This window comes from Cobetia sp. MMG027 (assembly GCF_027947415.1).
GTDB lineage: Bacteria > Pseudomonadota > Gammaproteobacteria > Pseudomonadales > Halomonadaceae > Cobetia > Cobetia marina.
In genome coordinates, this window is the sequence record NZ_JAQJIO010000008.1 from 13,561 (window position 1) to 39,748 (window position 26,188).

At 64.2% G+C, this 26,188-nt stretch carries 20 protein-coding genes; 13 read left to right on the top strand and 7 right to left on the bottom strand.

All coding sequences use genetic code 11. From position 1 onward, the window contains the following. The first annotated feature begins 38 nt into the window (after positions 1-38). From PJK54_RS12130 to puuE, 3 genes are all read left to right on the top strand, one after another. Positions 39-1,877: a VRR-NUC domain-containing protein gene (locus PJK54_RS12130; RefSeq protein ID WP_271302984.1), complete on the top strand. Its 1,839-nt coding sequence runs from the start codon at positions 39-41 to the stop codon at positions 1,875-1,877. Further along, positions 1,874-4,711, top strand: a complete 2,838-nt coding sequence (locus tag PJK54_RS12135; RefSeq protein WP_271302985.1) for an ATP-dependent DNA helicase — start codon at positions 1,874-1,876, stop codon at positions 4,709-4,711. Before PJK54_RS12130 ends, PJK54_RS12135 begins: the two co-directional genes overlap by 4 nt. Positions 4,712-4,831: 120 nt before the next feature. Continuing rightward, positions 4,832-5,785: an allantoinase PuuE gene (gene puuE / locus PJK54_RS12140; RefSeq protein WP_271302986.1), complete on the top strand. Its 954-nt coding sequence runs from the start codon at positions 4,832-4,834 to the stop codon at positions 5,783-5,785. A gap of 113 nt (positions 5,786-5,898) precedes the next feature. Here the strand turns inward: puuE and PJK54_RS12145 are convergent, their stop codons facing one another. From PJK54_RS12145 to PJK54_RS12170, 6 genes are all read right to left on the bottom strand, one after another. After that, positions 5,899-7,176 (bottom strand): amidase family protein, encoded by a 1,278-nt coding sequence (locus tag PJK54_RS12145; RefSeq protein WP_271302987.1) that lies wholly within the window; start codon positions 7,174-7,176, stop codon positions 5,899-5,901. Between the two features lie 74 nt (positions 7,177-7,250). After that, the gene (locus PJK54_RS12150; protein ID WP_271302988.1) at positions 7,251-8,069 is read right to left on the bottom strand and encodes an amino acid ABC transporter ATP-binding protein; all 819 of its coding nucleotides are present in this window, start codon (positions 8,067-8,069) and stop codon (positions 7,251-7,253) included. Continuing rightward, positions 8,053-8,706 carry an amino acid ABC transporter permease gene (locus tag PJK54_RS12155; protein WP_077376658.1) on the bottom strand — a complete coding sequence of 218 codons (654 nt, stop codon included), beginning with the start codon at positions 8,704-8,706 and terminating at the stop codon, positions 8,053-8,055. The genes PJK54_RS12150 and PJK54_RS12155 overlap by 17 nt, the downstream gene beginning before the upstream one ends. Further along, positions 8,703-9,428 carry an amino acid ABC transporter permease gene (locus PJK54_RS12160; RefSeq protein WP_141392062.1) on the bottom strand — a complete coding sequence of 242 codons (726 nt, stop codon included), beginning with the start codon at positions 9,426-9,428 and terminating at the stop codon, positions 8,703-8,705. Before PJK54_RS12160 ends, PJK54_RS12155 begins: the two co-directional genes overlap by 4 nt. 47 nt (positions 9,429-9,475) lie before the next feature. Further along, on the bottom strand, positions 9,476-10,330 hold the full coding sequence (locus tag PJK54_RS12165) for a transporter substrate-binding domain-containing protein (protein WP_077376664.1): 855 nt from the start codon (positions 10,328-10,330) through the stop codon (positions 9,476-9,478). A 633-nt stretch (positions 10,331-10,963) separates the two neighbouring features. Further along, positions 10,964-11,878: a MurR/RpiR family transcriptional regulator gene (locus PJK54_RS12170; RefSeq protein ID WP_271302989.1), complete on the bottom strand. Its 915-nt coding sequence runs from the start codon at positions 11,876-11,878 to the stop codon at positions 10,964-10,966. 424 nt (positions 11,879-12,302) lie between these two features. Here PJK54_RS12170 and PJK54_RS12175 point away from each other — a divergent pair, with 424 nt between their 5' ends. Together PJK54_RS12175 and PJK54_RS12180 are read left to right on the top strand one after the other, a co-directional pair. Further along, positions 12,303-12,659 (top strand): hypothetical protein, encoded by a 357-nt coding sequence (locus PJK54_RS12175; RefSeq protein ID WP_271302990.1) that lies wholly within the window; start codon positions 12,303-12,305, stop codon positions 12,657-12,659. Next, the gene (locus tag PJK54_RS12180; protein WP_271302991.1) at positions 12,656-13,231 is read left to right on the top strand and encodes a hypothetical protein; all 576 of its coding nucleotides are present in this window, start codon (positions 12,656-12,658) and stop codon (positions 13,229-13,231) included. Before PJK54_RS12175 ends, PJK54_RS12180 begins: the two co-directional genes overlap by 4 nt. A 222-nt stretch (positions 13,232-13,453) precedes the next feature. On the opposite strand, the gene PJK54_RS12185 is transcribed toward PJK54_RS12180, so the two are convergent. Beyond that, a complete protein-coding gene (locus PJK54_RS12185) occupies positions 13,454-14,131 on the bottom strand; it encodes a TetR family transcriptional regulator C-terminal domain-containing protein (protein ID WP_084209727.1) in 678 nt (225 codons plus the stop codon). A 340-nt stretch (positions 14,132-14,471) separates the two neighbouring features. Between PJK54_RS12185 and PJK54_RS12190 the strand changes: the two genes are divergently transcribed. The 8 genes from PJK54_RS12190 (at position 14,472) to ushA (ending at position 26,043) form a co-directional block, all read left to right on the top strand. Then, positions 14,472-16,028 carry a xanthine dehydrogenase small subunit gene (locus PJK54_RS12190; RefSeq protein ID WP_271302992.1) on the top strand — a complete coding sequence of 519 codons (1,557 nt, stop codon included), beginning with the start codon at positions 14,472-14,474 and terminating at the stop codon, positions 16,026-16,028. Continuing rightward, positions 16,006-18,420, top strand: coding sequence for a xanthine dehydrogenase molybdopterin binding subunit (gene xdhB, locus PJK54_RS12195; RefSeq protein WP_271302993.1), 2,415 nt, complete (start codon positions 16,006-16,008; stop codon positions 18,418-18,420). The genes PJK54_RS12190 and xdhB overlap by 23 nt, the downstream gene beginning before the upstream one ends. Continuing rightward, positions 18,417-19,403 (top strand): xanthine dehydrogenase accessory protein XdhC, encoded by a 987-nt coding sequence (gene xdhC / locus PJK54_RS12200; RefSeq protein ID WP_271302994.1) that lies wholly within the window; start codon positions 18,417-18,419, stop codon positions 19,401-19,403. Before xdhB ends, xdhC begins: the two co-directional genes overlap by 4 nt. Further along, the gene (gene guaD, locus PJK54_RS12205) at positions 19,400-20,944 is read left to right on the top strand and encodes a guanine deaminase (RefSeq protein WP_271302995.1); all 1,545 of its coding nucleotides are present in this window, start codon (positions 19,400-19,402) and stop codon (positions 20,942-20,944) included. Before xdhC ends, guaD begins: the two co-directional genes overlap by 4 nt. A gap of 186 nt (positions 20,945-21,130) precedes the next feature. Then, positions 21,131-21,790 carry an oxygen-insensitive NAD(P)H nitroreductase gene (gene nfsB / locus PJK54_RS12210; RefSeq protein ID WP_077376681.1) on the top strand — a complete coding sequence of 220 codons (660 nt, stop codon included), beginning with the start codon at positions 21,131-21,133 and terminating at the stop codon, positions 21,788-21,790. 173 nt (positions 21,791-21,963) lie between these two features. Next, the gene (locus tag PJK54_RS12215) at positions 21,964-22,272 is read left to right on the top strand and encodes a putative quinol monooxygenase (RefSeq protein ID WP_084208749.1); all 309 of its coding nucleotides are present in this window, start codon (positions 21,964-21,966) and stop codon (positions 22,270-22,272) included. 273 nt (positions 22,273-22,545) lie between these two features. Further along, the gene (locus PJK54_RS12220; protein WP_271302996.1) at positions 22,546-23,976 is read left to right on the top strand and encodes a uracil-xanthine permease family protein; all 1,431 of its coding nucleotides are present in this window, start codon (positions 22,546-22,548) and stop codon (positions 23,974-23,976) included. A 351-nt stretch (positions 23,977-24,327) separates the two neighbouring features. Further along, positions 24,328-26,043, top strand: coding sequence for a bifunctional UDP-sugar hydrolase/5'-nucleotidase UshA (gene ushA / locus PJK54_RS12225; protein WP_271302997.1), 1,716 nt, complete (start codon positions 24,328-24,330; stop codon positions 26,041-26,043). Positions 26,044-26,188: the final 145 nt, after the last annotated feature.

Consider the following 26,188-nt stretch of genomic DNA (forward strand, 5'->3'; position numbering starts at 1 on the left):
GCAAACCGCTGCACTGCCCGCCACTTCGACAGGTCGCCATGCAAGCCGCTTCCCTCGACAATCCGCGCTACTACCTGGCCAACTTCGACACCCTGCTCAACTGGGTCTGTCAGTGTCACGCCGATCTGCTGACAGAGGCGGAGCGTGCCACGGTGGACGCCATCACGCGCCTGCCGGACGCCTCGCGTGCCCTGCTGGTCCGCCTGCTGATGCGCAAGGGCGATCATTTCGAGGTCACGCAGCTCCACTATGCCGAAATCGGCGACATCGAGGCCGCAAGCCAGCCTTTGATCACACCGATCACCGACAGTGCCTCGCCTGATGGTCTGTGCCGTCTGAACGCTGACCTGAGCCTGGAGGAAATGCTGTCACTGGTGACACTGCCGCGCTTGAAGGACGCCTTCCCCGAGCTGCCAAGAAGCACCCCCAAACGCCGGATGCCGGATGCCATCAGCGAGTTGCTGGGCGATGTCACGCCACGCCCCTTGCCCGAGTGGCTGAATGACCCCGCCGCCAACACGCTGAGTGTGCGCCTGGGTGAGCTGTCGCGACGCCTGAGCCTGATGTTCTTCGGCAACCTGCGCCAGACTCTGTCGGACTTCGTGCTCAGTGAACTGGGCCTGCTGCGCTGTGAGACGGTCGTGCTTTCCCCAGACTCGCGCGCCTTCACCCAGCGCTGGGAGGTGGATCGTTATCTGGCCCTGGAGCAGCTGCGTGAGGACTGGCAGGCGGCCAGGGAGCGTCTGAATCGTGAGACGGCGCACGCGGAACTGGAGCCGCATTGGCAGCGCATCATCTCGGCCCTGGACGAGCCGACATCGTCAGAAGCCGACGCGACAGAGGTGAATCGCGCCAATGCCTGGCTGGCACAGCGACGTGACCGGCTGCGTTTCTCGCTGGCGCGTGATGCCGAGCGTCAGGGCTGGCATCACGCAGCCGCACTGCAGTACGCCTGTCTCGAGGACTCCGCCTATGCCCCGCGTGCCATGCCGCGCCGAGTGAGGGCGCTGGAACTTTCCGGCGATATCAGCGCAGCCCACGCGCTTGCCTGCGAGCGTCTGGCGCGTGCTGACATCACGCTGGACGAGCAGCTGGCACTTGAGCGCGCCCTGCCTCGCCTGTGCCGTGGCCTTGGCTTGGCCGCGCCCAGGCGCGCCAAGGCGCCGGCCACGCCGCAGATCACCCTTGCGGTGCCAGACCTTGCCACCTCGGCCGCCGCCGGCATCCATGGGGTCGAGCGCGCGGCCGCGCATGCACTGGCCACGCCCGAGGCACCGGTCTTCTATGTCGAGAATGGCCTGCTCCCTGCGCTCTTCACCCTGTTGTGCTGGGACGTGCTGTTCGCCCCCCTGCCGGGAGCCTTCTTCCACGCCTTTCATACCGGCCCGGCGGACCTCTACCGCCCTGACTTCGTCAACCGCCGCCAGGCCGCTTTCGAGGACTGCTTCGCGCGCCTGGCCGATGGCCGCTACCGGGAGACGATTCGTAAGCGTCATCAGCAGAAACAGGGCATTCAAGCGCCCTTCGTGCATTGGCCGCTGTTGAGCGAGGAGCTGCTGTCCCACGCACTGGACTGCATCCCCCCGTCACATCTGGAGGCCTGCTTCCGACACCTGCTGGCCAATCCCCGCGAGCATCGCGCTGGCCTGCCGGACCTGATCCAGTTCTTCCCCGAGAACACCCGCGAGCGTTACCGGATGATCGAGGTCAAGGCACCCACCGACCGCCTGCAGGACAACCAGCGTCAGTGGCTGGCCCTGTTCGCCCGCCATGCGATTCCGGCGCTGGAGTGCCGTGTCGAATGGCAGACCGTAATCTCCTCTGATGCGACCTCCGAGGACGAGGCCACGGCACGCAAGGCACCGACTGCGCGATGATCACCGCCGATACCTCAAGCAACGCGCCCGAGCGCTATCGGATCGCGGTACGCGAGCTGTGCGCCTTCGCCGCACGCGAGGGCGATCTGGATCTGCGCTTCACGCCCTCGCCCACCGCTCAACAGGGCATTCGCGGTCATCAGCGCATCGTGCGTCGACGTGGCAAGGACTACGAAAGCGAGATATCGCTCTCCGGCTGCATCGGCAATCTCGAGATTCGTGGCCGCGCCGATGGCTATGATCCCAGGCGCAACTGTCTCGAGGAGATCAAGACCCACCGTGGTGACCTGTCCCGTCAGCCTGCGAATCACCGCGCCCTGCACTGGGCCCAGGCGCGTGTCTACGGTGCCCTGATGTGCCGCAGTCGCGATCTCGAGGGCATCACGCTGGCGCTGGTGTATCTGGATATCGCCGCGGACGCACCAGCCAGCGCTGCCAAGGATGAATCGGAATCCGGCGGTGACTCCATCGGGGCTTCACAGGATGAACAACGCCTGGAAGCATGGTGGAGCCGCGAGGCGCTGGAAGCGGAGCTTGCACGACTGGCCGCACGCTTCAGTGAATTCGCCGCCAATGAACTGGCGCATCGTCGCGTCCGTGACAGCGCCCTTGGCACGCTTGCCTTCCCCTGGCCTGCCTGGCGCCCCGGTCAACGTCAGCTGGCCGAGCATGCCTACAAGGCGGTGATGACCGGACGCGAGCTGCTGGCCGAGGCGCCGACCGGCACCGGCAAGACGCTGGCGACGCTGTATCCTGCGCTGCGTGCGATGCCCAGAAACGGCACGGACAGACTCTTCTACCTCACCGCCCGCACCCCGGGCCGGGCCTTGGCGCTGGACGCGCTGACCACCCTGGTGCCAGAGGTAGTCGAGCACACGGAATCACCGGACACGCCTGCCGCAGCGCTGCGCATTCTGGAACTCGGCGCGCGCAGCAAGACCTGTGAGCACCCGACTCTCGCCTGTCATGGTGAGTCCTGCCCGCTGGCACGCGGCTTCCATGATCGCCTGCCTGCGGCACGCAGCGCCGCGCTTGCCGACCACCAGCCACTGACGCTGGCGACGACACGCCGACACGCCCTGGCCCATGAGATCTGCCCCTACTTTCTCGCCCAGGAGCTCTCGCGCTGGGCGGATGTGATCATCGGGGATCACAACCACTACTTCGACAGTCATGCGCTGCTGTTCGCCCTGACCCAGGCCAATGACTGGCGCTCCGTGGTGCTCGTCGATGAAAGCCACAACCTCATCGAACGCGCCCGCGGCATGTACAGCACCGAACTCGACGCCCGACAGTTCCACTTCCTGCTCAAGCAGTTGAGTCGCACGGGCCATCCGGCCCCGCTGCGCTCGGCCTCCCGCACGCTGGCCCGGCAGTGGCGAGCGCTGGAGCAGCTCGGGCCGGAAAACGGCAGCTCAGGAAATCCAAGCAACGGGAACGGCAGCACCGATGACGGCAGTCAACAGACACGTCTTGCGCTGGAGACGTTGCCCGGCGACTTCCTCAAGGCGCTGACGCAATGGACGGGCGCGATGGGCGACTGGTTGGCGGAGCCCGACAAGGCCGCAACCCCTCCTGCAGCCAGACCACAGCCAGCGAGAGCAGCAGTCACACAAGCCCCCGAACAGCTGGGCCTGATCGCAAGCGATGCCTCCTCTGCTGCTTCGAGTGCTACTGATACAGGCACTGCACCGACAGTCTCCGGCTCAGCCTCCTCCACGGCCAAGCGCCGCGTGGAGCCTGACGGCGAGATGATGGAGGCCTATTTCGCGGCGCTGACGCTCACGCGACTCGCGGAAGGCTTTGGCGATCACTCGCTGTTCGAGGTCGAACTCGCCGCCACGAAACCACCGCGTCAGGCAACGCTCACCAGCGGTTCCAGCTCACGCTCCGGCGCAGCATCGGCTGCAGGAGCAGAAGCAGAAGCAGCAGCCCGGCCTCGCAAGCCCCGAGGGCGCAGCGTGCGCCAGATACAACCGCGACTGCGCTGCGTCAGCCCGGCGCCGTGGCTGGCCCCCCGCCTGCGCGCCAGCCACGCCACCCTATTGTTCTCGGCCACGCTCAATCCGCCGGCCTATCATCACCGCCTGCTGGGACTGGCGGACAATGCAGTCTGGTTGAGTGTCGAGTCGCCGTTCAGGGCGACGCAGGTGCAGGTCAGTCGCCATCGGCTCTCGACCCGCCTGCGGGATCGCGAGGCCTCCTGCCGGCCCATCGCCGAGCTGATGGCACGCCAATACCAACAGCGCCCGGGCAACTATCTGGCATTCTTCTCGAGCTTCGCCTATCTCGAGCAGGTCGCCAGCACCCTGCAACAGCTGACGCCGGAGATTCCCCAATGGCGCCAGACCCGTGCCATGACGGAAGCGGAGCGCACCACCTTCATTCAGCGCTTCACCCCCGACGGCCAGGGCATCGGTTTCGCGGTGCTGGGCGGTGCCTTCGGCGAAGGGATCGATCTCCCGGGGTCGCGTCTGATCGGGGCCTTTATCGCCACCCTGGGGCTTGCCGGCTTCAGCCCGGAGAATGAAGCGCTCAAGCAGCGCCTGGCGCAGTGGCTCCAAAGCGATGCAAGGCGGCGTGTCGAACGACATTCGACAGACGGCGCCAAGGAGGAGCGTGACGATGAGGCAGGTCCGCTGCCCCCTGTCATCCAGCCCTTGAAGGCAGACGACTGCACCTATCTGTACCCAGGACTCACCAGAGTGGTGCAAGCCGCAGGCCGCGTGATTCGCAGCGAGCAGGATCAGGGCGTGATCCACCTGATCGATGACCGCTTCCTGCGCCCGGAAGTCGCACGACTGCTGCCGCGCTGGTGGACGCCGACAGACTGACGCGAGCAGGATGACGCCAGGCGTGCCTTTGCCCCGAGATGGCACAAAGCCTGCACGTCAATGGGCAATAGAACAGTGCCTCATCCCCTTTCCGCTCCCCGGTCGCAAGGAAGCCGAACGATGCCAGACAACGACAACGCCCTGTGGGGCGACGACTATCCGCGTGATCTGATCGGCTATGGTGCCAATCCCCCCCATGCCAACTGGCCGGGGGGTGCCAGGATCGCCGTGCAGTTCGTGCTCAATTATGAGGAAGGCGGCGAGAACTGCCTGCTGCACGGTGACAGCGAGAGCGAGAAGTTTCTCTCCGAGATCATCGGTGCCGAGGCCTACCCCGCGCGGCACATGAGCATGGAGTCGATCTACGAATATGGCTCGCGCAGTGGCGTGTGGCGGATTCTTGATGAATTCAAGCGCCGGGAGTTGCCGCTGACGGTCTTCGGCGTCGGCATGGCGCTGGCGCGGCATCCGGACCTGGTCGCACGCTTCCTGGAGGATGGCCATGAGATCGCCAGTCACGGCTGGCGCTGGATTCATTACCAGCACATGGATGAAGCCCATGAGCGCGCCCATCTGGAACGCGCGGTGGAAAGCTATCGCGAGCTGGTCGGTCATGCGCCACAGGGCTGGTACACCGGGCGCGACAGCCCCAACACCCGCCGACTGGTGGTGGAGCACGGCGGTTTCACCTACGACAGCGATTACTACGGCGATGACCTGCCGCTGTGGATGGAGGTGACCACCGCCAATGGCGAGAAGGTGCCGCATCTCGTCGTCCCCTACACCCTGGACACCAATGACATGCGCTTCGCCAGCGCCCAGGGCTTCAACAACGGTGAGGACTTCTTCCAGTACCTGCGTGACGCCTTCGACATACTCTACGCCGAGGGCGAGACAGCGCCCAAGATGCTCTCCATCGGGTTGCACTGTCGGATCGCCGGACGACCGGGACGCTTCGCGGCGCTGAAACGCTTCCTCGATTACGTCCAGTCCCACGACAGGGTATGGATCACCCGTCGCATCGATATCGCCGAGCACTGGCAGCGCGAGCATCCCTATACCCCCGCCAGCTGACATCGCAAAAAGAACGCCGCAGCCCTTTCGGGCTGCGGCGTTTGTGGTTGAATCCAGCGAAGGTCAGCGATCACACCTTCAAGGCTGCGGCAGTCAGTCTTCCAGCATGCTGGTCAGTTTTCCAACATGCAGGCCAATGCCAGCAGGCTCTCATCACGACCCGGCAGGCCCAGCAACGAGACGCCCCAGGGCGGTGGTGCAGCCTCCTCCGGCAGGCGCGCTGCGTCATCGGTCAGCCACGGCAGACTCAATTGCGGTGCGCCATTCAAGCCGGCCAGTGCGGTGAGTCCCATCAGCCGGTGACGATAGGCCTCCATCTCCTCGAGGCTTGCGCCCAGCAGCGGTGAAGCGCCCGGCGTGGTGGGCAGCACGAACACCGCCTCGCTGGTGGCCTCGGCCTGGGCATGGGCAGCCGCACTGCCATCGTCGCAGGCACTCTCGCCGCCCTCATGACTGGCTGCCAGCTGCTGGCGGTACCAGCGGCGGACGGTGTCTGCCTTGGCTTCTGCTGCCTGCTCGTCGGCATCACTCAGGGTCATGCACCATTTGAGGCGCGCCGCGATATCCGGATTCAGCTGCGGCCAGCGAGAGTCGGGGCCCTGCTCCGGCGTACTCAACCATGCCTGGTGCGTACGACGAATCTCGCAGCCCTGCAGAATCCGAAAGGCCTCACTGGCCCTCGCCATGAAGGCCTGGCTCAACATTCGCCGCTCGCAGCGAAAACCGAGTGATTCAAGACGACGCGCCAGCGGCCCCAGCAGTCGCTGATAAGGCCCCGCCGCCAGCCCTTCCGGCACCAGCAGGATGAGTCTTGCCGGCAAACGAGTCGCTATCGTTGGCGGCATCAACACCTCACTGACCTGCGTCAGCGTCGCGAGATCCCGCGTCATCCAGCCGATGGTATCGAAGCGCGGCGCCAGCGGCTTGAGGCCTGACATCTCAATGCGGCCATGGGTCGGCCGCAGCCCGTAGAGCCCACAGTAGCTGGACGGCACGCGGATGGAGCCACCGGTATCGGTTCCCAGCCCGATCTCCGCCTCACCGCGCGCCACCGCTACTGCAGAGCCTACGCTTGAGCCTCCCGGCAACCTCAGCGGCACACGCGGGTTCTGCGGCGTGCCGTAATGGGCATTGGTGCCATTGAGGCTGTAGGCCAGCTCATCGGTCGTGGTGCGCGCCCGATAATCGGCCCCCGCCTTCTGAAGCGCCAACACGCTGGGCGCCGTCTCCCGCTCGATGGGGGCGCTCGCCAGCAGGTCAGGATTGCCCTGTCCGGTGCGCTCGCCCTTGATCGCGAACAGATCCTTCACCACCAGTCGCTTGCCCTCAAGAGACCCCTCTCCCTTCGGCCCGGAGAAACGCGCCGGGGCAACATAGATACGCTTGTCCATCGGGACCGACTCCTTTCGACTCATCAGGGGGTTCGCCTTCGTGGCGTGGCGCGGTGCGGTGCGGTGCGGTGTGATCACAGCACCGCGCCAAGGAACTGGCGCAGCTCTTCCGTGGCTGGATTGGCAAACAGCGTCGCGGGGTCGCCTGATTCATGCACACGCCCCTGGTGCATGAAGATCACGCGGTCACCCACATCGCGGGCGAAATTCATCTCATGGGTCACCAGAATCAACGTCATGCCCTCATGCTTGAGCTGCTCCAACACCTTGAGCACATCGCCGACCAGCTCCGGGTCAAGCGCCGAGGTGATCTCGTCACACAGCAACACCTTGGGGTGCATCGCCAGGGCGCGCGCGATCGCCACCCGCTGCTGCTGGCCACCGGAGAGCTGGCTCGGCCAGGCATCGAATTTCTCCCCCAGCCCGACCTTGGCCAGCATCTCGCGGGCCTCGCGCTCCGCGACATCCCGTGCAACGCCCTTGACCAGCATCGGCGCCAGCATCACGTTCTCGCCGACGCGCTTGTGGGGGAACAGATTGAAGCTCTGGAACACCATGCCGACATCCTGCGCCAGAGCGGCGGCGTCCATCTCGCTACCGTCCAGCAGATTGCCGGCGACGTGGATGCTACCGCCGTCATGCTGTTCCAGCTGGTTGATACAGCGCAGCAATGTGCTCTTGCCGGAGCCGCTGCGACCGATGATCGAGACCACCTCGCCCGGGCGCACTTCAAGATCGATGCCCTTGAGCACCGTCAGATCGCCGAAGGACTTGGTGAGCGCCGACAGGCTGACCAGCGGCGCCTTTGCCTTCTCGGAGACGGCAGCACTCTCGGTGACCGAGGAATCGGATGAGACGGTGTCCAGCGGGGAAACTTCAGCGAGCAGTGACATTGAGACGTGCCTCCAGGTGGCGAGCCAGCCGCGAGAGCGGATAGCACATGGCGAAATACAGCAACGCGACCAGCGCAAAGACGGTGAAGGGTTCCAGGGTGGCGTTGTTGAGCATGGTGCCGGCCTTGGTCAGTTCGACGAAGCCGATCACCGAGGCAAGCGCGGTGCCCTTGATGATCTGCACCGAGAAGCCGACGGTCGGTGCGATGGCCATGCGCAGCGCCTGCGGCAGGATGATGTGACGCATGGTCTTCAGATAACCGAGCCCCAGCACTCGCGCCCCTTCCCACTGCCCCTTGGGCACCGCCTCGACACAGCCACGCCAGATGTCGTGCAGGAAGGCACTGCTGAACAGCGTCAGCGCGACCGCCGCCGCCGTCCAGGCCGAGACATCCAGCCCGAAGACCGCCACGCCGAAGAAGGCCAGGAACAGCTGCATCAACAACGGCGTGCCCTGAAACAGCTCCGTGTAGAGGCGACAGAAGAGTGCCGCCCCCGGCCAGCGGGTCAGGCGCAGAAAAGTCAGCGCCAGCCCCACCAGACTGCCGCCGATGAAGGCGATCAGAGACAGCGCCAGCGTCCAGCGCGCCGCCAGCAGCAGGTTGCGCAGGATGTCCCACAGCGTGAAGTCGATCATGAGTGGGCCTCTCTCAGCACATGGGAAGACAGACGGCGGCGCGGGGCTGGCGTCAGGTGGCGAAAGCCGAACAGACGACGCCCGATGCGGTTGAGCAAGGCGCGCATCGCGATGGCCAGCAGCAGGTACATGCCTGCCGTCACCACGTAGCTTTCAAAGCTCAGGAAGGTACGTGACTGGATGAAGTTGGCCGCGAAGGTCAGGTCCGCCACGCTGATCTGCGAGACCACGGCGGAGCCCAGCATCACGATCACGCACTGGCTGGTCAGCGCCGGATACATGCGTTCCAGCGCCGGCATCAGCACCACATGGCGATAGCGCTGCCAGGGCGTGAGACCCAGCGCACGCCCGGCCTCCCACTGGCCGCGACCGGTGGCATCGACACCGGCACGCAGAATCTCGCTGCTGTAGGCCGCCAGGTTGAGTGTCATCGCGATTACCGCGGCCATCTCGGCGCTGAGTGACAGCCCCAGCGCCGGCAGGCCGAAGAAGATGAAGAACAGCTGGACGATGAAGGGCGTGTTGCGCAGCAGCTCCACCAGCATGCCCAGCAGCCGGCTGAAGAGGCTGGTCGGCGAACGATGGCGCTGCCAGACACACATCACCGCACCGAGTATCCCCAGCGTGGTGGTCAGAATGGTCAACCAGACCGTCGTCATCAGCCCGGCCAGCAGGTCGGGCAGATACGGCAGCAGGCGCGAGAAATCCGGGAGATAGTTCATCGATCAAGCCTCACGGGAAAAGGAAGTCAGGCGTGCGACAGCTCGATTCAGGCATCCAGTGACGGCAGCGGCGCCTTGAACCAGGTCTCGGAGAGCGCGTTGAGCGTGCCGTCCTCGATCCCCTGGGCGATCAGCTCGTTCACGCGCGCCTTGAGCGCCGGCGTATCATGCCGCATGCCCACATAGCAGGGAGAGTTCTTGAGCGGCAGTACACTGACCGGCACGCGGGAGGGATTGCGTTCGGCGATGGCGGCGGTGACCAGGTTGCCGGTGGCGATCATCTCGACCTGCCCCGACAGGAAGGCCGACAAGGTCGTGTTGTTGTCTTCGAAGCGCTTCACGGTGGTCGATTCCGGCACCACCTTGCTGAGCTCCATGTCTTCCACCGAGCCACGTGTCACGCCGATGGTCTTCTCGCTCAGCCCCTGGGCGGAGTCCACCTCACTGCCCTTCTCACCGAACACGCCAAGGAAGAACGGTGCATAGGCATCGGAGAAATCGATCGCCTTCTCACGCTCCGGATTCTTGCCCAGACTCGAGATCACCAGATCGACCTTGCGGGTCTGCAGGTAAGGGATGCGATTGGCCGAAGTGACCGGCACCAGCTCCAGCTTCACGTTCATCTCATCCGCCAGATAACGCGCCATGTCGATATCGTAGCCGCGTGGTTCAAGGTCCGGCCCGACTGAGCCGAACGGCGGGAAGTCCTGGGGCACCGCCACCTTCAGCACTCCGCTGTCGGTGATATCGCTCAGCGCATCCGCACGGGCCGTCAGGGCCGTGGCGGCCAGCGTGCCCCAGACGGCCAGCAGAATCCCCTTGCGCAACCAGTTGCCAAGACGTTGCGTGCTGCCTGTGCGTGATGCGTGCTTGAAGGCCTTGCTCTCGTGACGCTTGCTCATCGGTCGACTCCGGTGTCAGTCAATTCCGAGCGCTGAGGAGAACGACTCATCATGCGCTCGGCGCCCTGGGGCGTTTCATTGTTGTTGGTGGTTATCGCAGTGGTGGTTCGCGAGGGCTTGTCTGGCAAGCCCTCTTCAACAAGCCCTGTCTGGTGGGCCCTATCGGACGAGTCCTGTCCGCTGACTCCTCGTCGCATTGGCGGGCAACGTGAAACTCAAATCCTGACCAATGAAACAAGTGATTCCCTTATCCATCTTTGCAACGAGTGTGCCAACGCCACGCCAGCAGGGCCCGAACGTGCACGAAGCGCTCGCCTGACAATGGCTCAGGTGATGAAGTGCAGGCGTGAAGACAGGCCAGATGACGGGCCTCAAGAGAGCCTGGGGCGGGCTAGAGGGCGGGCTAGAGGCCGAGCTTGAACACGAGCGGAAAGGCAGTACGAGGGTGAGAAGTTGCGTTGCTCGCGCTCGATGACGCTTCTTCGAACGCACAGTGTCCAGGCGTCATCGACATGAAAAGGGTCGCTGTTGGTGCAATCAGGCAGTCCATGCGCCCTGCGGGTGCGCGCAACCCGCAGGGCGTGAAGCATCGTGATGGGATGGGCGGCAGCGCAGGCAACCGCAATGACACTGCTAGCCGTCTCCCAGCTCCTCGAGTGACTCGAAGGTGTCCGTCACCCGGCGAATCTGGCTGCGACCAGCGACGAGGTCGTCATGCAGCAGGCGTGTGGCCAGCAGGTTGATCTGGCTCATGGCGGCGGCATAGCTGTCGAAGGCGCTGACACTGTCCAGCGGGCAGCGCAGCACATGCTCGATACCGGCAGGGATCTCGCTCAGGCTGTCATCGCAAACCAGCAGTACCGTGCAGGGGGCCTGGCCCAGCCACCCCAGCAGGCGTGCCAGTCCCTGCGGGCGCCGGCGCATGGCGAATATCACCACGACGTCATTGGCGCTCAGCCGCGCGACCTCCTCTCCGAGTGACTGGCCCGGCTGGGGCAGGACCGCCACCTGCCCTCTCAATTGCAGCAGTTGCTGGCGCAGATGCAGTGCCAGCGGATAGGCGTTGCGAAAGCCGATGATCTGCAAGCGTTCGGCATTGGCCAGGGTGCGGCCCAGCGCATCCATGTCGAGCATGTCCAGCGCCGCCAGTGCCTGACGCAGGTTGCGACACTCCTGCTCATAGTGGCGCTGATGGTGGTCTGGCGTGGGCGTGCTCGAGACGACAGGCACGCCCGCATGACGCAGACTGCGCGCCTGATCACGTGCCTCCCGGAAGTCCTGATAGCCGAGGCGGCGAAACAGGCGACTGACGGTGGCCTTGGAGACATGCGTCAGCCGTGAGAGCTCGGCGGCATTGTAGAGCGCCAGCTCATCCTGATGCGCGAGCAGAAAACGCGCGATACGCTGCTCGTTGGGGGTCAATCGCTCAAGGTGGTGAGTCAGGCGCTGATGCAGGCTCTGGCCTGCCAGCGACGCTGCCGCAGCGCGAGAAGGCATCTCGGAGTCAGTGGCTGAAGCACTGGAGTCATCACGCGTGGCTTGAGTCATGGCGAAGGGTCTCTCTGGTGTCATGGCACCCCGTGGGCCGCCACTCAGGGTCTGATATGGCAACGGGGGACTGGCGTCGCGCCCGGGACACAAGGATGCCCCAGACGTCATTGTGCCTCATCACAGTGCAAGCGTCGGGCCAGCGGCAAGGTGACAGTGCATCAATTGCCCTCCCGGGTAGCGGTTGACCCGGGAATTCGGCCCATCACATGGGCTGCAGGGCGGGCGATGACAGGCACGGCCTCAGCACGTGTTCACCAAGTGGTTGTTTTGGCGTAATTCTCCCTGGAGCGGCATGCAGATCGCTAAACATGAAGTGGGCACCCAGCGGGCACAGGCAGTGCGCCACCCGACAGGACACCCACCGAACACCCGGATGGCAAATTTACCGATCAAGCGCTCGCATGGCGCAAGGAGTTGTCTCATGGCCACCTCTACGATGACCACTCTGCTCGATACCTGTCGGGCCATGACTCACAAGCTTGCCGCACAGACCTTCACTCCTCTGACAGTGGGCGCAGAGAAAGCCGCTGATACCCCCGCTTGCGCCTCACAACTGCTGGGCGTGATGGCAATGGGCTACGAAGCTCCGCCCCTGCTGATGTCCTCTCAGGTGAGCGACACCCGTGCGGTCGGTGATATCCACGCATCACGCGTCGCCCAGCAACAGGCCGTCTTTGACCCGAACATCAACCACAAGGTGCATGCGGATTGGGAAGCCGAGCATCGTCATCAGACCCTGTTGCGTCACAGCATGGTCCGTCGGGGCATGCTGGCATGAGTGTCTATACCATCGGCATGGAATGCGGCATGCACATCCCACTGGAAAACTGCGCAGTGAACGCCGAACCCGTGATGCGCGTGACCTTCGACATCAACGCCGGACTGCATGCCGGCGAGCGCCTGGCGCTCGAGCGGGGCGCCATCCAGTCACTGGCCGACAGTGACAACGCGCTGCTGGCAAGCCTGGAAGCCCAGCTGCCACGTCGCAGCCTCCTGTGGACCTCACGCGGCATCCTGGAAGTCGGCCGTGGCTGGCGCTGGCAGACCTCCCCCGCCAGCCCCAAGGCGCCCTGGCTGGACGCCGTGCACCACAGCTGGCCAAGCCATGCGCCACGCTGGCTGCTCAAGGCGCCAGTGGTCATCGTATGTGCGGATGCCCTGCCGATTGCCAACCGCACCCGACATCAACGTGATCTTGCCAGACTCTGGCTCACTGCCGATGCCGCACTGATCTATCTGGCGCAGGAGGCCCGCGATGGCTGGCAGATGCATCAGCATTGTGAGCCGGAGCAACGCAACGGCGCCCACCTGACGAGCAAGGCCGCGAGTGCACTTGAGCTGGCCAGCTGAGCCTCCTGTTCCGGCTCCCCCTTCCCTCATCTCGACGACATTCCGATGCAAGGCCGCGAGTGCACTTGAGCTGGCCAGCTGAGCCTCCTGTTCCGGCTCCCCCTTCCCTCATCTCGACGACATTCCGATGACACGCACCAGCAGACACGACAACGCCCGCGCCGGGAACACCGGAGCGGGCGTTGTCGTGTCTGCCATGACCCATCTGGCCGAACCGATGGCTCAGCGCGGACAGAGACCATCACACAGCGTGCTGGCCACGAAGTCCGCCAGCTGTTCCCAGTCCTCATCCGTGCGCGGCGCACCGCCCAGCTGGTCGATCTGGGCGGCGAAGTCCGCGTAGTGCTGCGTGGTGGACCAGATCAGATAGATGACCCACATCGGCTCCGCCTCGCGCAGCTTGCCAGCTGCCATCCACGCCTTCATCACCTCGCAGCGCGCCTGGACCCACTGGCGCAACTCTCCGCTGAGATAGTCACGCAGAAACGGCGCGCCGCTGATCACCTCCGCCGCGAACAGGCGCGATGCCTGTGGGGCCTGGCGTGCCAGCTTGAGCTTGACGCGCACCAGCGCCTCCAGCACCTCGCGCGGGTCATCATCGGCCGTGATGTCCTCAAGTGACGCATTCCAGCGCGTCAGCGTCTGCTCCAGCAGATGCACATAGAGCTTTTCCTTGGAACCGAAGTAATACAGCAGATTGGCCTTGGGCAACTCGGCCACGTCCGCGATCTGCTTGAGTGTGCTGCCACGATAGCCGTGACAGGCAAAGACACACTCGGCAGCTTCCATGATTCGACTTTCCGCCTGCTCACGGGGAGAGCTGGTCGGTGTCGGACTGAATTCCGCACTTCGGGAACGACGAACTTCGGCATACAGGGAAGAAGGAGAATCTGCAGGCATCAGCATCACTCATCAAATAGACGTTATCGTTCGAGCATCTTGACCACAGCACCGGAACATGACCTTCGATTACGGCCGCACGTCACGATGCTGTGGTCAGAATGCTCACCCCGGGCAGGCGCGATACGCTCGATGCGTCGCTCTCCTGACGCGCACTTGCGTCACCCACGCAAAAATACCACACCATGGACTGACCATTTGGTCAGATTCTTGCTAGAAATACAACATGAGCTGTTACATTGACACTCGAAGACGCCAATCGGGCCCGCAATGCCCAGATTCGGCTGTGCCATACGCCTGAAGGCACCACAATGACAAGACGACCTGACGGGATGCCTGCATGATCGACTTCACCTTGAACGGACACGCGCGTCAGCTGCCCGCGCCTGCAACGGGAACGACAACGCTTGAAGCCCTTCGCACCTCTCTGGGGCATACCGGCACCAAGGAAGGCTGCGCGTCCGGTGACTGCGGTGCCTGCACGATTGCCTTGCAGGTGCCGGGCCAGCCCATGACGACGGTCAATGCCTGCCTGATGCCCGCCCACCAGCTGCAGGATTGCGAGTTGATCACCATCGAGGGACTGGCGAACGAGACCGCCACCTCCTCGCTCTCCCCGGTGCAGCAAGCGCTGGTGACGACCCACGCCAGCCAATGTGGCTTCTGTACCCCGGGCATCGCCATGAGCCTGGCGGTGCTGCACGCCGATCATCAGCTGCGCAGCGCAGAGGGCGAGAGTCTCGATGCCGCGCGGCGCGATCAGATGATCGACCATGCGCTGGGCGGCAATCTGTGCCGCTGCACAGGCTATCGACCGATACGCGAGGCTGCCCATCGCCTGCTGCAGGGAGAATTCGGGCCGGCCACCCTGCTGTCATCCGGCCAGGCAGCTTGTCAGCCCGCCACTGGCGAGGCGAATTCAGCGTCCCGTCGCGAGCGAGATAGCGAACTGGAAGCCTCGGGCACCTTCCATCGTCCCACCCGTCTCGAAGAGCTGCTGGCGCTGCGCGCCGCACATCCCCAGGCGCCCTTGATCGCGGGGGGCACGGATCTGATGCTCGAATACACGCAACGCCTGCGTGACTTCCCGGCACTGATCGATACCACGTGTGTCGCGGCCCTTGGCACCATCGAGGAAGGGGAACACGCCGGCCAGGCAGGCTGGTGGATCGGCGCTGCGGTGACCTACCGCCAGCTGATGCCACTGCTGCGTGAACATTATCCCGAGGGCGCGGAGCTGCTCACTCGCCTGGGCAGTGAACAGATCCGCAATCGTGGCACGCTGGGCGGCAACATCGGCAACGCCTCACCCATCGGGGACATGCCGCCGCTGTTGATCGCGCTGGAGGCCTATCTCCAGCTGATGAGTGTCGATGGGGAGCGCATCCTCAAGCTTGAGGACTTCTTCCTCGACTACAAGCGCACCCAATTGATGCCGGACGAGATCATCCATTCCCTCTTCCTGCCGCGGCCGGTGCACAATCAGCGGCTGGCGGTCCACAAGCTTTCCAAACGGCGAGATGATGACATCTCCACGCTGCTGGGGGTCTTCGCCTGGCGGCGCGATGCCAGTGGCCATGCTCAGCACTGGCGAGTCGCCTTCGGCGGCATGGCCGGCATTCCGGCACGTGCACCGCATCTCGAGGCACTCCTGAGCCGTGAAACGCTGGAATCGCTCACACCCGCCCAGCTCGACACCCTCACTCGCCACAGGATCGAACAGGCCATCCAGGCCGATTTCTCGCCTCTCTCAGACGTGCGTGGCTCCCGCGAGTATCGTCTGCTGGCTGCCAGCCATCTGGTCCCCCGAGTGGCGCAGCGAATCCACAATGAACGTCACGCGACTGCCCCCCTCATGCCACTGGAGAGCCTCGATGCGTACCTTGCACAGTCTTGAGTCCGACCCCAGTGCCACTCCGGCCACGAACGCTTCACCGTCACATCAGCATGAGAGCGCCGAGCGTCACGTCAGTGGCACGGCACGCTACGTCGACGACCTGCCACTCCCCGCAGGCACGCTGCACCTGGCCATCGGCATGAGCGAGGTCGCGCATGCCACTCTGGATTCCCTGACACTCGAGACGGTGCGGGCCGCCCCCGGCGTCGTCTGTGTGCTCAGCGCTTCAGACATCCCCGGCCACCGCGATGTCGGCCCGGTCTTCCCCGGCGACCCGCTGCTGGTCAGTGATCGCATCAGTCATTATGGTCAGGCGCTGTTCGTGGTTGCCGCCGAGAGCGAGCGGGCGGCGCGTCAGGCGGCGCGACTGGCCAAGGTGGCGGTGACCCCCTTGCCACTGACGCTTGATCCCTGCCAGGCCGCCAGTCGCGGTGATCTGGTGCGCCCGACCCATACCCAGGCACGTCTGGCCAACGGCCGGGCAGCGACACGCGAAAGCGTCAGCGAACGACTTGCCAGATCCGCCTGGCAATTGGACGGCGAGCTTGAAGGCGGTGGACAGGAACACTTCTATCTGGAGAGCCAGGCAGCGCTGGCCTTGCCGGGTGAAGACGACGAGATGCTGGTGCACAGCTCGTCCCAGCACCCCAGTGAAGTCCAGAAGCTGATCGCCGAGGTGCTGGGCGTGCCCTTCCATGCCATCACGGTGGAAACCCGTCGCATGGGAGGCGGCTTCGGCGGCAAGGAAACCCAGGCCGCGCCGGTGGCATGTCTGGCAGCCCTGGTGGCACGTCGTACGGGGCGGGCCGCCAGACTGCGACTGCCCCGCAATGACGACATGCGCCTGACCGGCAAGCGCCATCCCTTCCATCACCGCTACCAGTTCGGTGTCGATGACAGCGGGCGCATCGACACCGCCATCATCGAGCTGACCGGCGACTGCGGCCATTCACCGGATCTGTCGGATGCCATCGTCGATCGCGCCATGTTCCATGCCGACAACGCCTATTACCTCGGCAATGCCCATGTGCGCGGTATCCGTGCCCGCACCAACGTGGCGTCCAACACCGCCTTCCGCGGCTTCGGTGGTCCGCAGGGCATGCTCGCCATCGAGGCGGCCATGGAGGATATCGCAAGGCGCCTGGGGCGCGACCCGCTGGAGATCCGCAAGCGCAACCTCTACTGCGAGGGCCGTGAGACCACGCATTACGGCCAGCATGTCAACCAGTACCCACTGCTCACCACGCTGATCGACCAGCTCGAGGCGCAGGGCGACTACTGGGCACGACGCGCCGAGATTCGCGCCTTCAATGCCGCCAATCCGGTGGTGAAGAAGGGGCTGGCGCTGACGCCGGTGAAGTTCGGCATCTCCTTTACCGCCAAGCACCTCAATCAGGCCGGCGCCCTGGTGCATGTCTATACCGATGGCAGCGTGCAGGTGAATCATGGCGGCACCGAGATGGGCCAGGGCCTGCACACCAAGATCACTCAGGTCGCGGCCCGTGAGCTGGGCCTGAGCGTGGACAGGGTGCGCATCACCGCCACGCGCACCGACAAGGTACCCAACACCTCACCGACCGCGGCAAGTTCGGGAGCGGACCTCAACGGCATGGCCACACGTGATGCCTGCCTACGCCTCAAGGCGCGCCTGCTCGACTTCGCCGCCGAACATCTCGCCCAGCCACGCGCCAGCCTGAGCCTCGACGATGGCGAGCTGCATGGCCCGAGCGGCGTACTGATGACATGGGGGGAGCTGATCCAGGCGGCGTATCTGGAACGCATCTCGCTCTCCGAGAAGGGCTTCTATGCCACCCCGGACATCCACTACGACCGCGAAAGTGGCACCGGACACCCCTTCTACTACTACGCCTTCGGCGCGGCGCTGTGTGAAGTGGTCGTCGATACCTTGAGCGGCGAATACCGACTGGAAAGCGCCGAGATCCTGCACGACGTGGGAGATTCGCTCAATCCGGCCATCGACATCGGTCAGATAGAAGGCGGCTTCGTGCAGGGCATGGGCTGGCTGACGACGGAGGAACTCAAGTGGAACGAGGAGGGTCGCCTGCTGACCGATGGCCCGGCCACCTACAAGATACCCGCCATCAGCGACGTGCCCGACGGCGCGATCACGGTACGCCTGCTGGAAGGACATCCCAACTCGGCCGCCAGCATCTATCGCTCCAAGGCGGTGGGTGAACCACCCTTCATGCTCGCCATCAGCGTGTGGGGGGCGCTGCGCGATGCGCTGGCCTCGTTGACCGACTACCGCCGCGCGGTACGCCTGGATACCCCTGCCACGCCGGAGCGCGTGATGCTGGCGGCGCGTGAGCAGCGTGATTGGCAGGAGCAGCACGCCACTGCCGGCGCAGAGCCAACGCAGGTGCCGTCATGAGTGCAATCAAGAGTGCCGCGACGGGCCGCTGGTATCAGGCGCTCGCCGAGGCACAGGCAGCGCTGACGGCCCATGCCCTGGCCACCGTGGTGACGGTGGCGGGCTCCGCTCCGCGAGGTGCCGGCAGCAAGATGCTGATCACCATGGATACGCTGCACGACAGCCTCGGCGGCGGTCGGCTGGAGCAGCTGGTGGTGGAGCGCGCTCGAGCGATGCTGGCGCAGGGACAGTCGGGCTGTCATCTCGAGGAGATCGCGCTGGGCCAGCATGCTCAACAATGCTGTGGTGGCCACGTGCAGGTGTTGATCGAGCTGTACCCGGCGCTTGCGCCACGGCTGACCCTGTTCGGCGCCGGCCATGTCGGTCAGGCCATCGTCCACCTGCTGGCGCCGCTGGACTGGCAGATCGACTGGCGGGATTCACGCGCCGAGCAGCTCGAGTCCGCCACGATTCCTGCGGGCAGTGAGGGCCGTGTGCAGCGCCAGACATTCAATATCCTGACGGACCTGCCGCTCTCGAAAGCGGCGCCGGCCTCCGACCCGCTGCCAGTGAGGGCGGGCAGTCATGTGCTGGTATTGACCCATGATCATGTCGAGGACCAGGCGCTGGTGGCGGCTCTTGCACCGCGCGATGACCTGGCCTCGCTGGGGCTGATCGGCTCCAGCAGCAAGTGGGCGCGCTTTCGCCAGCGCCTGCGCGGCAATCTCGAGGAGCACGAGGTCGCCCGCATTCGTTGCCCGATCGGTGTGCCGGGGATTCCGGGCAAACGCCCCGAGGAGATCGCGATCGCGGTGGTGGCCGAACTGCTTCAGTTGCAGGCCAGCCAAGCCGCTCAGCAGACCGACGACGCGAACTCCCCAACCTCGTCACACCACCCATCACTGGACGGCAATGGCCTGACGCGCAAGGGTGCCCGCCAGCTGCGCGCCCGCCTTGCCCCTGACGCGATGCACCAGACAGAACCGACACGGAAGGCCGAATGATGACTGACCAAGACACCCCGCTATCTGTGGCCTGCCACCTGGATGACCGCCGACTGACGGCGGCGCTGCGCTCGGCCGCAAAGGCCCCAGAAAGCGTCAGCCTGTTGCGTGGCGCCCTGCTGCACTTCCTGGATGAGCCTCTGGACGACCCGCAAGGAACACTTGCGTCAGGCGAGCGGGACCCCGCCATCGAGTACTACGCGGATGCCCTGCTGGTGATGCACGCCGGCCATGTGGTCGCCGTGGGGGATCAACACTCGCTTGCCCGGCATGATGCCGTGAGTGAACTGATGGGCCTGAGCCCGCCGCACAGCGTCACCGGTCTGATGATGCCAGGCTTCATCGATACCCACGTGCACTTCCCGCAGCTGGATATCATCGCAAGCTATGGTCACTGCCTGATCGACTGGCTGAATACCTACACCTTCCCCGCCGAGCAGCGCTTTGCCGACCCCGCGCACGCCGCCGAGGTCGCCGAGATCTTCCTCGATGAGCTGCTGCGTCATGGCTCCACCAGTGCCCAGGTGTTTGCCACCTCGCATGCCAGCAGTGCCGATGCCCTGTTCCGGGCCGCGCGGAACCGCGACATGCGTGTGCATGCCGGTCGCGTGATGATGGATCGCAATGCGCCGCCGGCACTGCTCGATTCAGGCGTCACCGCGCTCAAGGACGATGAGCGGCTGATCGCGGACTGGCACGGGCGTGGCCGCCTCGGCTATGTGCTGACCCCGCGCTTCGCCCCGACCTCCACCCCCGAGCAGCTCAAGGCCGCCGGTCAACTGCTCAAGTGCCAGCCGGACCTGCACTTGCAGACCCATCTGGCCGAGAACCTCGATGAGGTGAAGTGGGTGGCGGAACTGTTCCCCGAGGCTCGGGATTATCTGGCGGTCTATGAGGATGTCGGCCTGAGTCACGAGCGCACCACCTTCGCCCACGGCATCCACCTGGACGATGGCATGCGCCAGCGCATCGCGGATCGTGGCGCCAGCATCGCCTTCTGTCCGACCTCCAACCTGTTCCTCGGCAGCGGGCTGTTCGATCGCGCCAGCGCCCGCCATCAGGGGATCAACATCAGCATCGCCACCGATGTCGGCGGTGGCTCCAGCCTGTGTCAGCTGGAGAGCCTCAAGACAGCCTATCAGGTCGGTCAGTTGCACGGTGCAGTCGCCCATGATGTGGCGGGGCTTGCGTCACGTGCCAACCAGCCACTGACGCCCTGGCAGGGCTTCTATCAATTGACGCTGGGCAATGCGCGCGCCATGCGGCTGGAGGACAAGGTCGGCAACCTGCGTCCGGGGATGGAGGCGGACGTGATCGTGCTCGACCCCACGGCGACTCACTTGCTGGCGCGGCGCACCCGCTGGGGACAGCCACAGCAGGTACCGCTGGGGGAGGTGCTGTTCGCCCTGATGATGCTCGGGGATGACCGCGCGATTCGCGAGGTGCATGTGGCGGGCCGCTGCCGCAAACGGCACGGCATGCTGCTGAGTGACCACACCGCTGCGAAGACACGCCCACATGCTGAAGCATTAATGCCCTGAGGGCATCACAGGTGTGACAACATGCTGACAAATGGTGCCAATTTATAGAATTGGTGCCATTTTTTCATCATAAAGGTGCGTGAGACATGGATACTCAACGCTGAATCCACTCGTTATGATGGCGCCATCTTCTTCCAACGTCCTGGGCACCCTCAGAGGTGTCGACGCATTACGAGGTCCGTCATCATGACTCCCACTGCCATCATGCAACGTCGTTATTCCACCAAGGCCTTCGATCCGGCGCGCAAGATCAGCGCCGCCGACTGGCAGGAACTGGAAAACGTGATGCGCCTGAGCGCTTCCAGCGTCAATTCCCAACCGTGGCACTTCCTGGTGCTGGAGTCTGACGATGCCAAGCAGCGCTTCGCACGCGCCGGTACGGATGACAAGTACGCCTTCAACTCGCCGAAGATCACCAATGCGTCTCACGTCGTGCTGTTCTGCACCCGCACTACCCTGGACGACGACTACCTGAACCATCTGCTGGATACCGAAGCCTCTGATGGTCGCTTCAAGAAGGATGACGAGTTCAGCGCCATGATGGACGGCGCCCGTCGTCTGTTCATCGACCTGCATCGTCATGATCTCAAGGACATGCAGCACTGGATGGACAAGCAGGTTTACCTCAATTACGGCAGCCTGCTGTATGCCGCCTCCAGCCTGAACATCGACACCGTGCCGCTGGAAGGTATCGACCCGGTGGCGCTGGACGCCGAATTCGGGCTGCGCGAGAAAGGCTTCAACGCCCTGGTCGCCGTGAGCCTTGGCTATCGCGCCGCTGACGACTTCAATGCGGAACTGCCCAAGTCCCGTCTTCCGGCAGACGAACTCTTCACTCGCCTGTAAGCGCAGGGGACATCGAGCGGCGGGCAGCGCATTCCCCCACGGGGCTCCGTGCCTGCCGCATTGCATCCGCCCATCGGACATGACACCGTTTCTGCTCATGTCCCATCGTCCGCCGGTCACGTGGGGCATCCGCTTCACGCGTCATCATTTTCGTTCACGAAAGGATTCATGCCATGTCTCTCAAGCTTATCGCGACTCTGACCTTCCCCGCCGACCAGCAGGAAAAGGCCCGTGACATTCTCGCCGACCTGGTCGAGAAGAGTCAGTCCGACAAGGGCTGTCTGCAGTATGAACTCTTCGCGGTAGACAAGCAGGTCGAGGAAGGCGAGCCGGTACCGGAAGGCGACTTCGTGGTACTGGAGGAATGGTGGGATGAAGAAGCGCTGGAAGCCCACGTGGCATCCGAGCACTTCCAGGGCTTCCTGGGGGCCTTCGCGGAAGGCGAGATCGGTCTCAAGATCCAACGTCTGCTGACAGTCTGACGCCAGCCGCTTGACCCTGCGCCCGCTTGCCCGGGCCACAGGCACGTCAATTCCAGGACCCCGCCGAGTCACGCTCGGCGGGGTCCTGCGTTATCCGGCCAGTCATCGAACCCCCGGCGACAAGACGTCGTGACAGCAAAAGACACCTGATATTGGTTCACTTCTTGCTTATAATTGCCCGCCCGCGAATCGCATGGCGTGATCACGCATCGTCATCCTCGATCATCAGCCCCATTCCTCCCGCATTTGCCGCGAGCCGACAAGGAGCGTCCCATGACCCAAGCTTCCTCCCAGCACAAGGGGATCGACGAGCCACTGCTCGGCCTCGAGAGCTGCCCCTCCGTGCCCATCTCGGCGCTCGCCGGGGCCCAGCATCTGCTGGCCAGTCTGGCGGGCATCATTGCACCGACATTGATCATCACCAGTGCGCTATCGCTCGGGGCCTACACCGCCAGTCTGCTGTCGATGGCGCTGGTGGTCTCCGGGATCGCCACCTGGATTCAATCCCAGCGCCTGGGGCCATTCGGTTCGGGGCTGTTGAGCATCCAGGGCACCAGCTTCAGCTTCGTATCAGCCTTGATCACCGCCGGCCTGATCGCGCGCAGCCAGAATGCCAGTGACGAACAGGTGCTGGCGGTACTGTTCGGCACCTGTCTGGCCGGCAGCCTGATCGAGATGGCATTGGGCACGGTGCTGCCATGGCTCAAGCGCGTCATCACACCGGTGGTGACGGGCGTGGTGGTGATGCTGATCGGGTTGAGTCTGATCGAGGTCGGCATGACGGATATCGGTGGCGGCTTCGGTGCCGCGGACTTCGGCGCCCCCGCCAATCTGGCGCTGGCCGGCTGCGTGCTGATCACGGTACTGGCCTGTCAGGTCTCGCGTCACCCGTGGCTGAGAATCGCCTCCATCTTCATCGGCATGGCCGTCGGCTGCATCATCGCGGCGCTGGGCGGCATGTACGATGCGCCACAACTGGCGGATGCCGCACTGATCGCTCTGCCGCACCCGGCGACGCTGAATACCGGCTTCGACTTCTCGCTGGCCGCCTTCCTGCCGGTGGCCTTCATCTTCATTATCACCGCCATCGAGACCGTCGGCGATCTCACCGGCAGCGCACGCGCCTCGGGGCTCGCCGTGGATGACGACACGCATCAGAAGCGTCTGCGCGGCGGCGTGCTAGGGGATGGCCTGAATTCCGCACTCGGCGCGCTGGCCGGCACCTTCCCCAACACCACCTTCAGTCAGAACACCGGCGTGATCCAGCTGACCGGTATCGCCAGCCGCCATGTGGGCCGCTACGTGGCGGGCTTCCTGCTGTTGCTGGGCCTGTCGCCCTTCATTGCCACCCTGCTCACGCAGATGCCGCGCCCGGTGCTCGGTGCCACCACCACGCTGATGTTCGCGCTGATCGCCGTCTCCGGCATCCGCATCCTGATGGCACAGCCCATCGGGCGTCGCGAGATGATGATCATCGCGCTGGCCCTGGGGCTTGGTCTGGGCGTCGGCATGGTACCGGATGTGCTGAACGCGATTCCGGGGGCCTTCGCCGATGCCTTGCGCTCGCCGATCACCATGGGCGGCCTGACTGCCATCCTCGCCGAGTTGCTGCTGCCGAAGATGGAAGATGCCGAGGTGTTCAATCCCAAAGCGAGTGAGCGTGAGTCCACCGACAGCATCAGCGCGAAGCAGGAACACGCCTGAGCCGCAGGCGCCGCAATGAGACATGAAAGAACCGGCGCATCATTGGCCGGTTTTTTCATGTCGGTCGCCTCTTGAGGCCAGTCGCGCTTCTACAGGTCAGCCACACTTCTTCACGCCATTCGCTGACGTAGGCAAGCGGCGCACAGCTCGCACTTCCTGAGCAGGTCATCCAATCTCCACAATGGCAAGACAGACTCGTACAGCGGTGTGCCTTGCCATCGGTTACCCTTCACCCACTAGACATAAGCGCTTTCTCATCAACAGTCTTGCAATCGGCACCCTGACAATCAGCACTTTGAGGCTGGAAGGCGCCATAGCGCCTCGGAGCCAGACACAAGGAACGTATCGCTCATGCTGAACACTCGACTCACCTCATCAAACGCGCCGGGCTTGCGCACATCCACCCGCTCGCGCCTGGCGCTGAAGACCCTGCTGGGGGCTGCATTGCTGAGCACGCTCAGCGCCTGCGCCACCCATCAGGACCATGAATGGCAGGCAGACACGTCCTATCACCTGACGGTGCTGCACACCAATGATCATCACGGTCGCTTCTGGCGCAGCAGCGATGGCGAATACGGCATGTCGGCACGCAAGACGCTGGTCGACCGTATCCGCGCCGAAGTGGAATCCGAGGGTGGCAGCGTGCTGCTGCTGTCCGGCGGAGACATCAATACCGGCGTGCCGGAGTCCGACCTGCAGCAGGCCGAACCCGACTTCAAGGGCATGAACCGCATCGGCTATGACGCCATGGCGGTGGGCAATCATGAATTCGACAACCCGCTGGACGTGCTGCTCAAGCAGCGCGACTGGGCCGATTTCCCGATGCTGGCCGCCAACATCTACGGCAAGGCCACCGGCGAGCGTCTGTTCGCGCCCTACAGGATCTTCGATGAAGACGGCGTCCATATCGCGGTGATCGGCCTGACCACCGAAGACACCGTGCGCATCGGCAATCCCGAGTACTTCAGCAATCTCGAGTTTCGCGATCCCAAGAAAGAGGCACGCAAGGTCATCGAGCAACTGAACGAGCATGAGCAGCCGGACCTGATCTTCGCCGTCACCCACATGGGGCATTATCAGAATGCCGAGCATGGCATCAACGCGCCGGGCGACGTCGCGCTTGCGCGCTACCTGCCCACCGGTGCGCTGGACATGATCGTCGGCGGTCACTCTCAGGAGCCGGTGTGCATGGAGGGCGTCAACCGGATGGCGGACTTTGCGCCCGGCGATGATTGCCAGCCGGACCGTCAGAACGGCACCTACATCGTGCAGGCACACGAGTGGGGCAAGTACGTGGGGCGTGCCGATTATGAGTTCCGCAATGGCGAGCTGACCATGCTCAACTATCAGTTGATCCCGGTGAACCTCAAGAAGACCGTCGAAGTGAACGGCGAGCGTCACAAGGTGCTGGTCAAGGAAGAAATCGCCGAGGACAGTGAGCTGCTCGAGTTCCTGCGCCCCTATCAAGAGAAGGGCCAGGCGCAGCTCAATGTCACCGTCGCGCAGAGCAACGGCAAGCTGGAGGGGGATCGCGACGTGGTGCGCTTTGCCCAGACCAATCTGGGCCGCCTGATCGCCACCGCCGCCATGCAGGCCGGCAAGGCAGACTTCGGCGTGATGAACTCAGGTGGCGTGCGCGCCTCATTGCCTGAAGGAGAGATCACCTACAAGGATGTGCTGACCGTACTGCCCTTCGGCAACACCGTGGGGGTCGTCAGCATGTCGGGCAGCGAGGTGCTCGACTACCTCAATGCCGTGGCGACCCAGCCGGTGGACTCCGGCGCCTATGCCCAGTTTGCCGGTATCAGCATGCAGGTCGACCGGGCCGAGGGCAGCGTCTCTGACGTGATGATCCAGGGCCAGCCCCTGGACAGAAGCGCGCAATATCGCTTTACCGTCCCGAGCTTCAATGCCGCCGGCGGGGATGGCTATCCGAAGGTCACTGACCTGCCGGGCTACCTGGATACCGGCTTCGTCGATGCCGATGTGCTCAAGGCCTACCTTGCCGAGCAGAGCCCGATCGATGTCTCGGCGTACGCCCCGAAGGGCGAGATTGTCTATCAGTGACGCTCAACGCGTTCGCGACGCGATCGAATGAGATAGACCACTACGGGACGCCAAGGCGTCCCGTAGTCGTTTCCAGAGCCGGAATATCCTCACCAGAGGCTGACGTCGGACTATACAAGTGCGGATCGCACAGGTTTGATAAGCC

Excerpts from the sequence above, each read along its gene's own strand:
- PJK54_RS12130 (WP_271302984.1), top strand. The coding sequence starts at position 39 with ATGCAAGCCGCTTCCCTCGACAATCCGCGCTACTACCTGGCCAACTTC.
- PJK54_RS12135 (WP_271302985.1), top strand. The coding sequence starts at position 1,874 with ATGATCACCGCCGATACCTCAAGCAACGCGCCCGAGCGCTATCGGATC.
- puuE (WP_271302986.1), top strand. The coding sequence starts at position 4,832 with ATGCCAGACAACGACAACGCCCTGTGGGGCGACGACTATCCGCGTGAT.
- PJK54_RS12145 (WP_271302987.1), bottom strand. The coding sequence starts at position 7,176 with ATGGACAAGCGTATCTATGTTGCCCCGGCGCGTTTCTCCGGGCCGAAG.
- PJK54_RS12150 (WP_271302988.1), bottom strand. The coding sequence starts at position 8,069 with ATGTCACTGCTCGCTGAAGTTTCCCCGCTGGACACCGTCTCATCCGAT.
- PJK54_RS12155 (WP_077376658.1), bottom strand. The coding sequence starts at position 8,706 with ATGATCGACTTCACGCTGTGGGACATCCTGCGCAACCTGCTGCTGGCG.
- PJK54_RS12160 (WP_141392062.1), bottom strand. The coding sequence starts at position 9,428 with ATGAACTATCTCCCGGATTTCTCGCGCCTGCTGCCGTATCTGCCCGAC.
- PJK54_RS12165 (WP_077376664.1), bottom strand. The coding sequence starts at position 10,330 with ATGAGCAAGCGTCACGAGAGCAAGGCCTTCAAGCACGCATCACGCACA.
- PJK54_RS12170 (WP_271302989.1), bottom strand. The coding sequence starts at position 11,878 with ATGACTCAAGCCACGCGTGATGACTCCAGTGCTTCAGCCACTGACTCC.
- PJK54_RS12175 (WP_271302990.1), top strand. The coding sequence starts at position 12,303 with ATGGCCACCTCTACGATGACCACTCTGCTCGATACCTGTCGGGCCATG.
- PJK54_RS12180 (WP_271302991.1), top strand. The coding sequence starts at position 12,656 with ATGAGTGTCTATACCATCGGCATGGAATGCGGCATGCACATCCCACTG.
- PJK54_RS12185 (WP_084209727.1), bottom strand. The coding sequence starts at position 14,131 with ATGCCTGCAGATTCTCCTTCTTCCCTGTATGCCGAAGTTCGTCGTTCC.
- PJK54_RS12190 (WP_271302992.1), top strand. The coding sequence starts at position 14,472 with ATGATCGACTTCACCTTGAACGGACACGCGCGTCAGCTGCCCGCGCCT.
- xdhB (WP_271302993.1), top strand. The coding sequence starts at position 16,006 with ATGCGTACCTTGCACAGTCTTGAGTCCGACCCCAGTGCCACTCCGGCC.
- xdhC (WP_271302994.1), top strand. The coding sequence starts at position 18,417 with ATGAGTGCAATCAAGAGTGCCGCGACGGGCCGCTGGTATCAGGCGCTC.
- guaD (WP_271302995.1), top strand. The coding sequence starts at position 19,400 with ATGATGACTGACCAAGACACCCCGCTATCTGTGGCCTGCCACCTGGAT.
- nfsB (WP_077376681.1), top strand. The coding sequence starts at position 21,131 with ATGACTCCCACTGCCATCATGCAACGTCGTTATTCCACCAAGGCCTTC.
- PJK54_RS12215 (WP_084208749.1), top strand. The coding sequence starts at position 21,964 with ATGTCTCTCAAGCTTATCGCGACTCTGACCTTCCCCGCCGACCAGCAG.
- PJK54_RS12220 (WP_271302996.1), top strand. The coding sequence starts at position 22,546 with ATGACCCAAGCTTCCTCCCAGCACAAGGGGATCGACGAGCCACTGCTC.
- ushA (WP_271302997.1), top strand. The coding sequence starts at position 24,328 with ATGCTGAACACTCGACTCACCTCATCAAACGCGCCGGGCTTGCGCACA.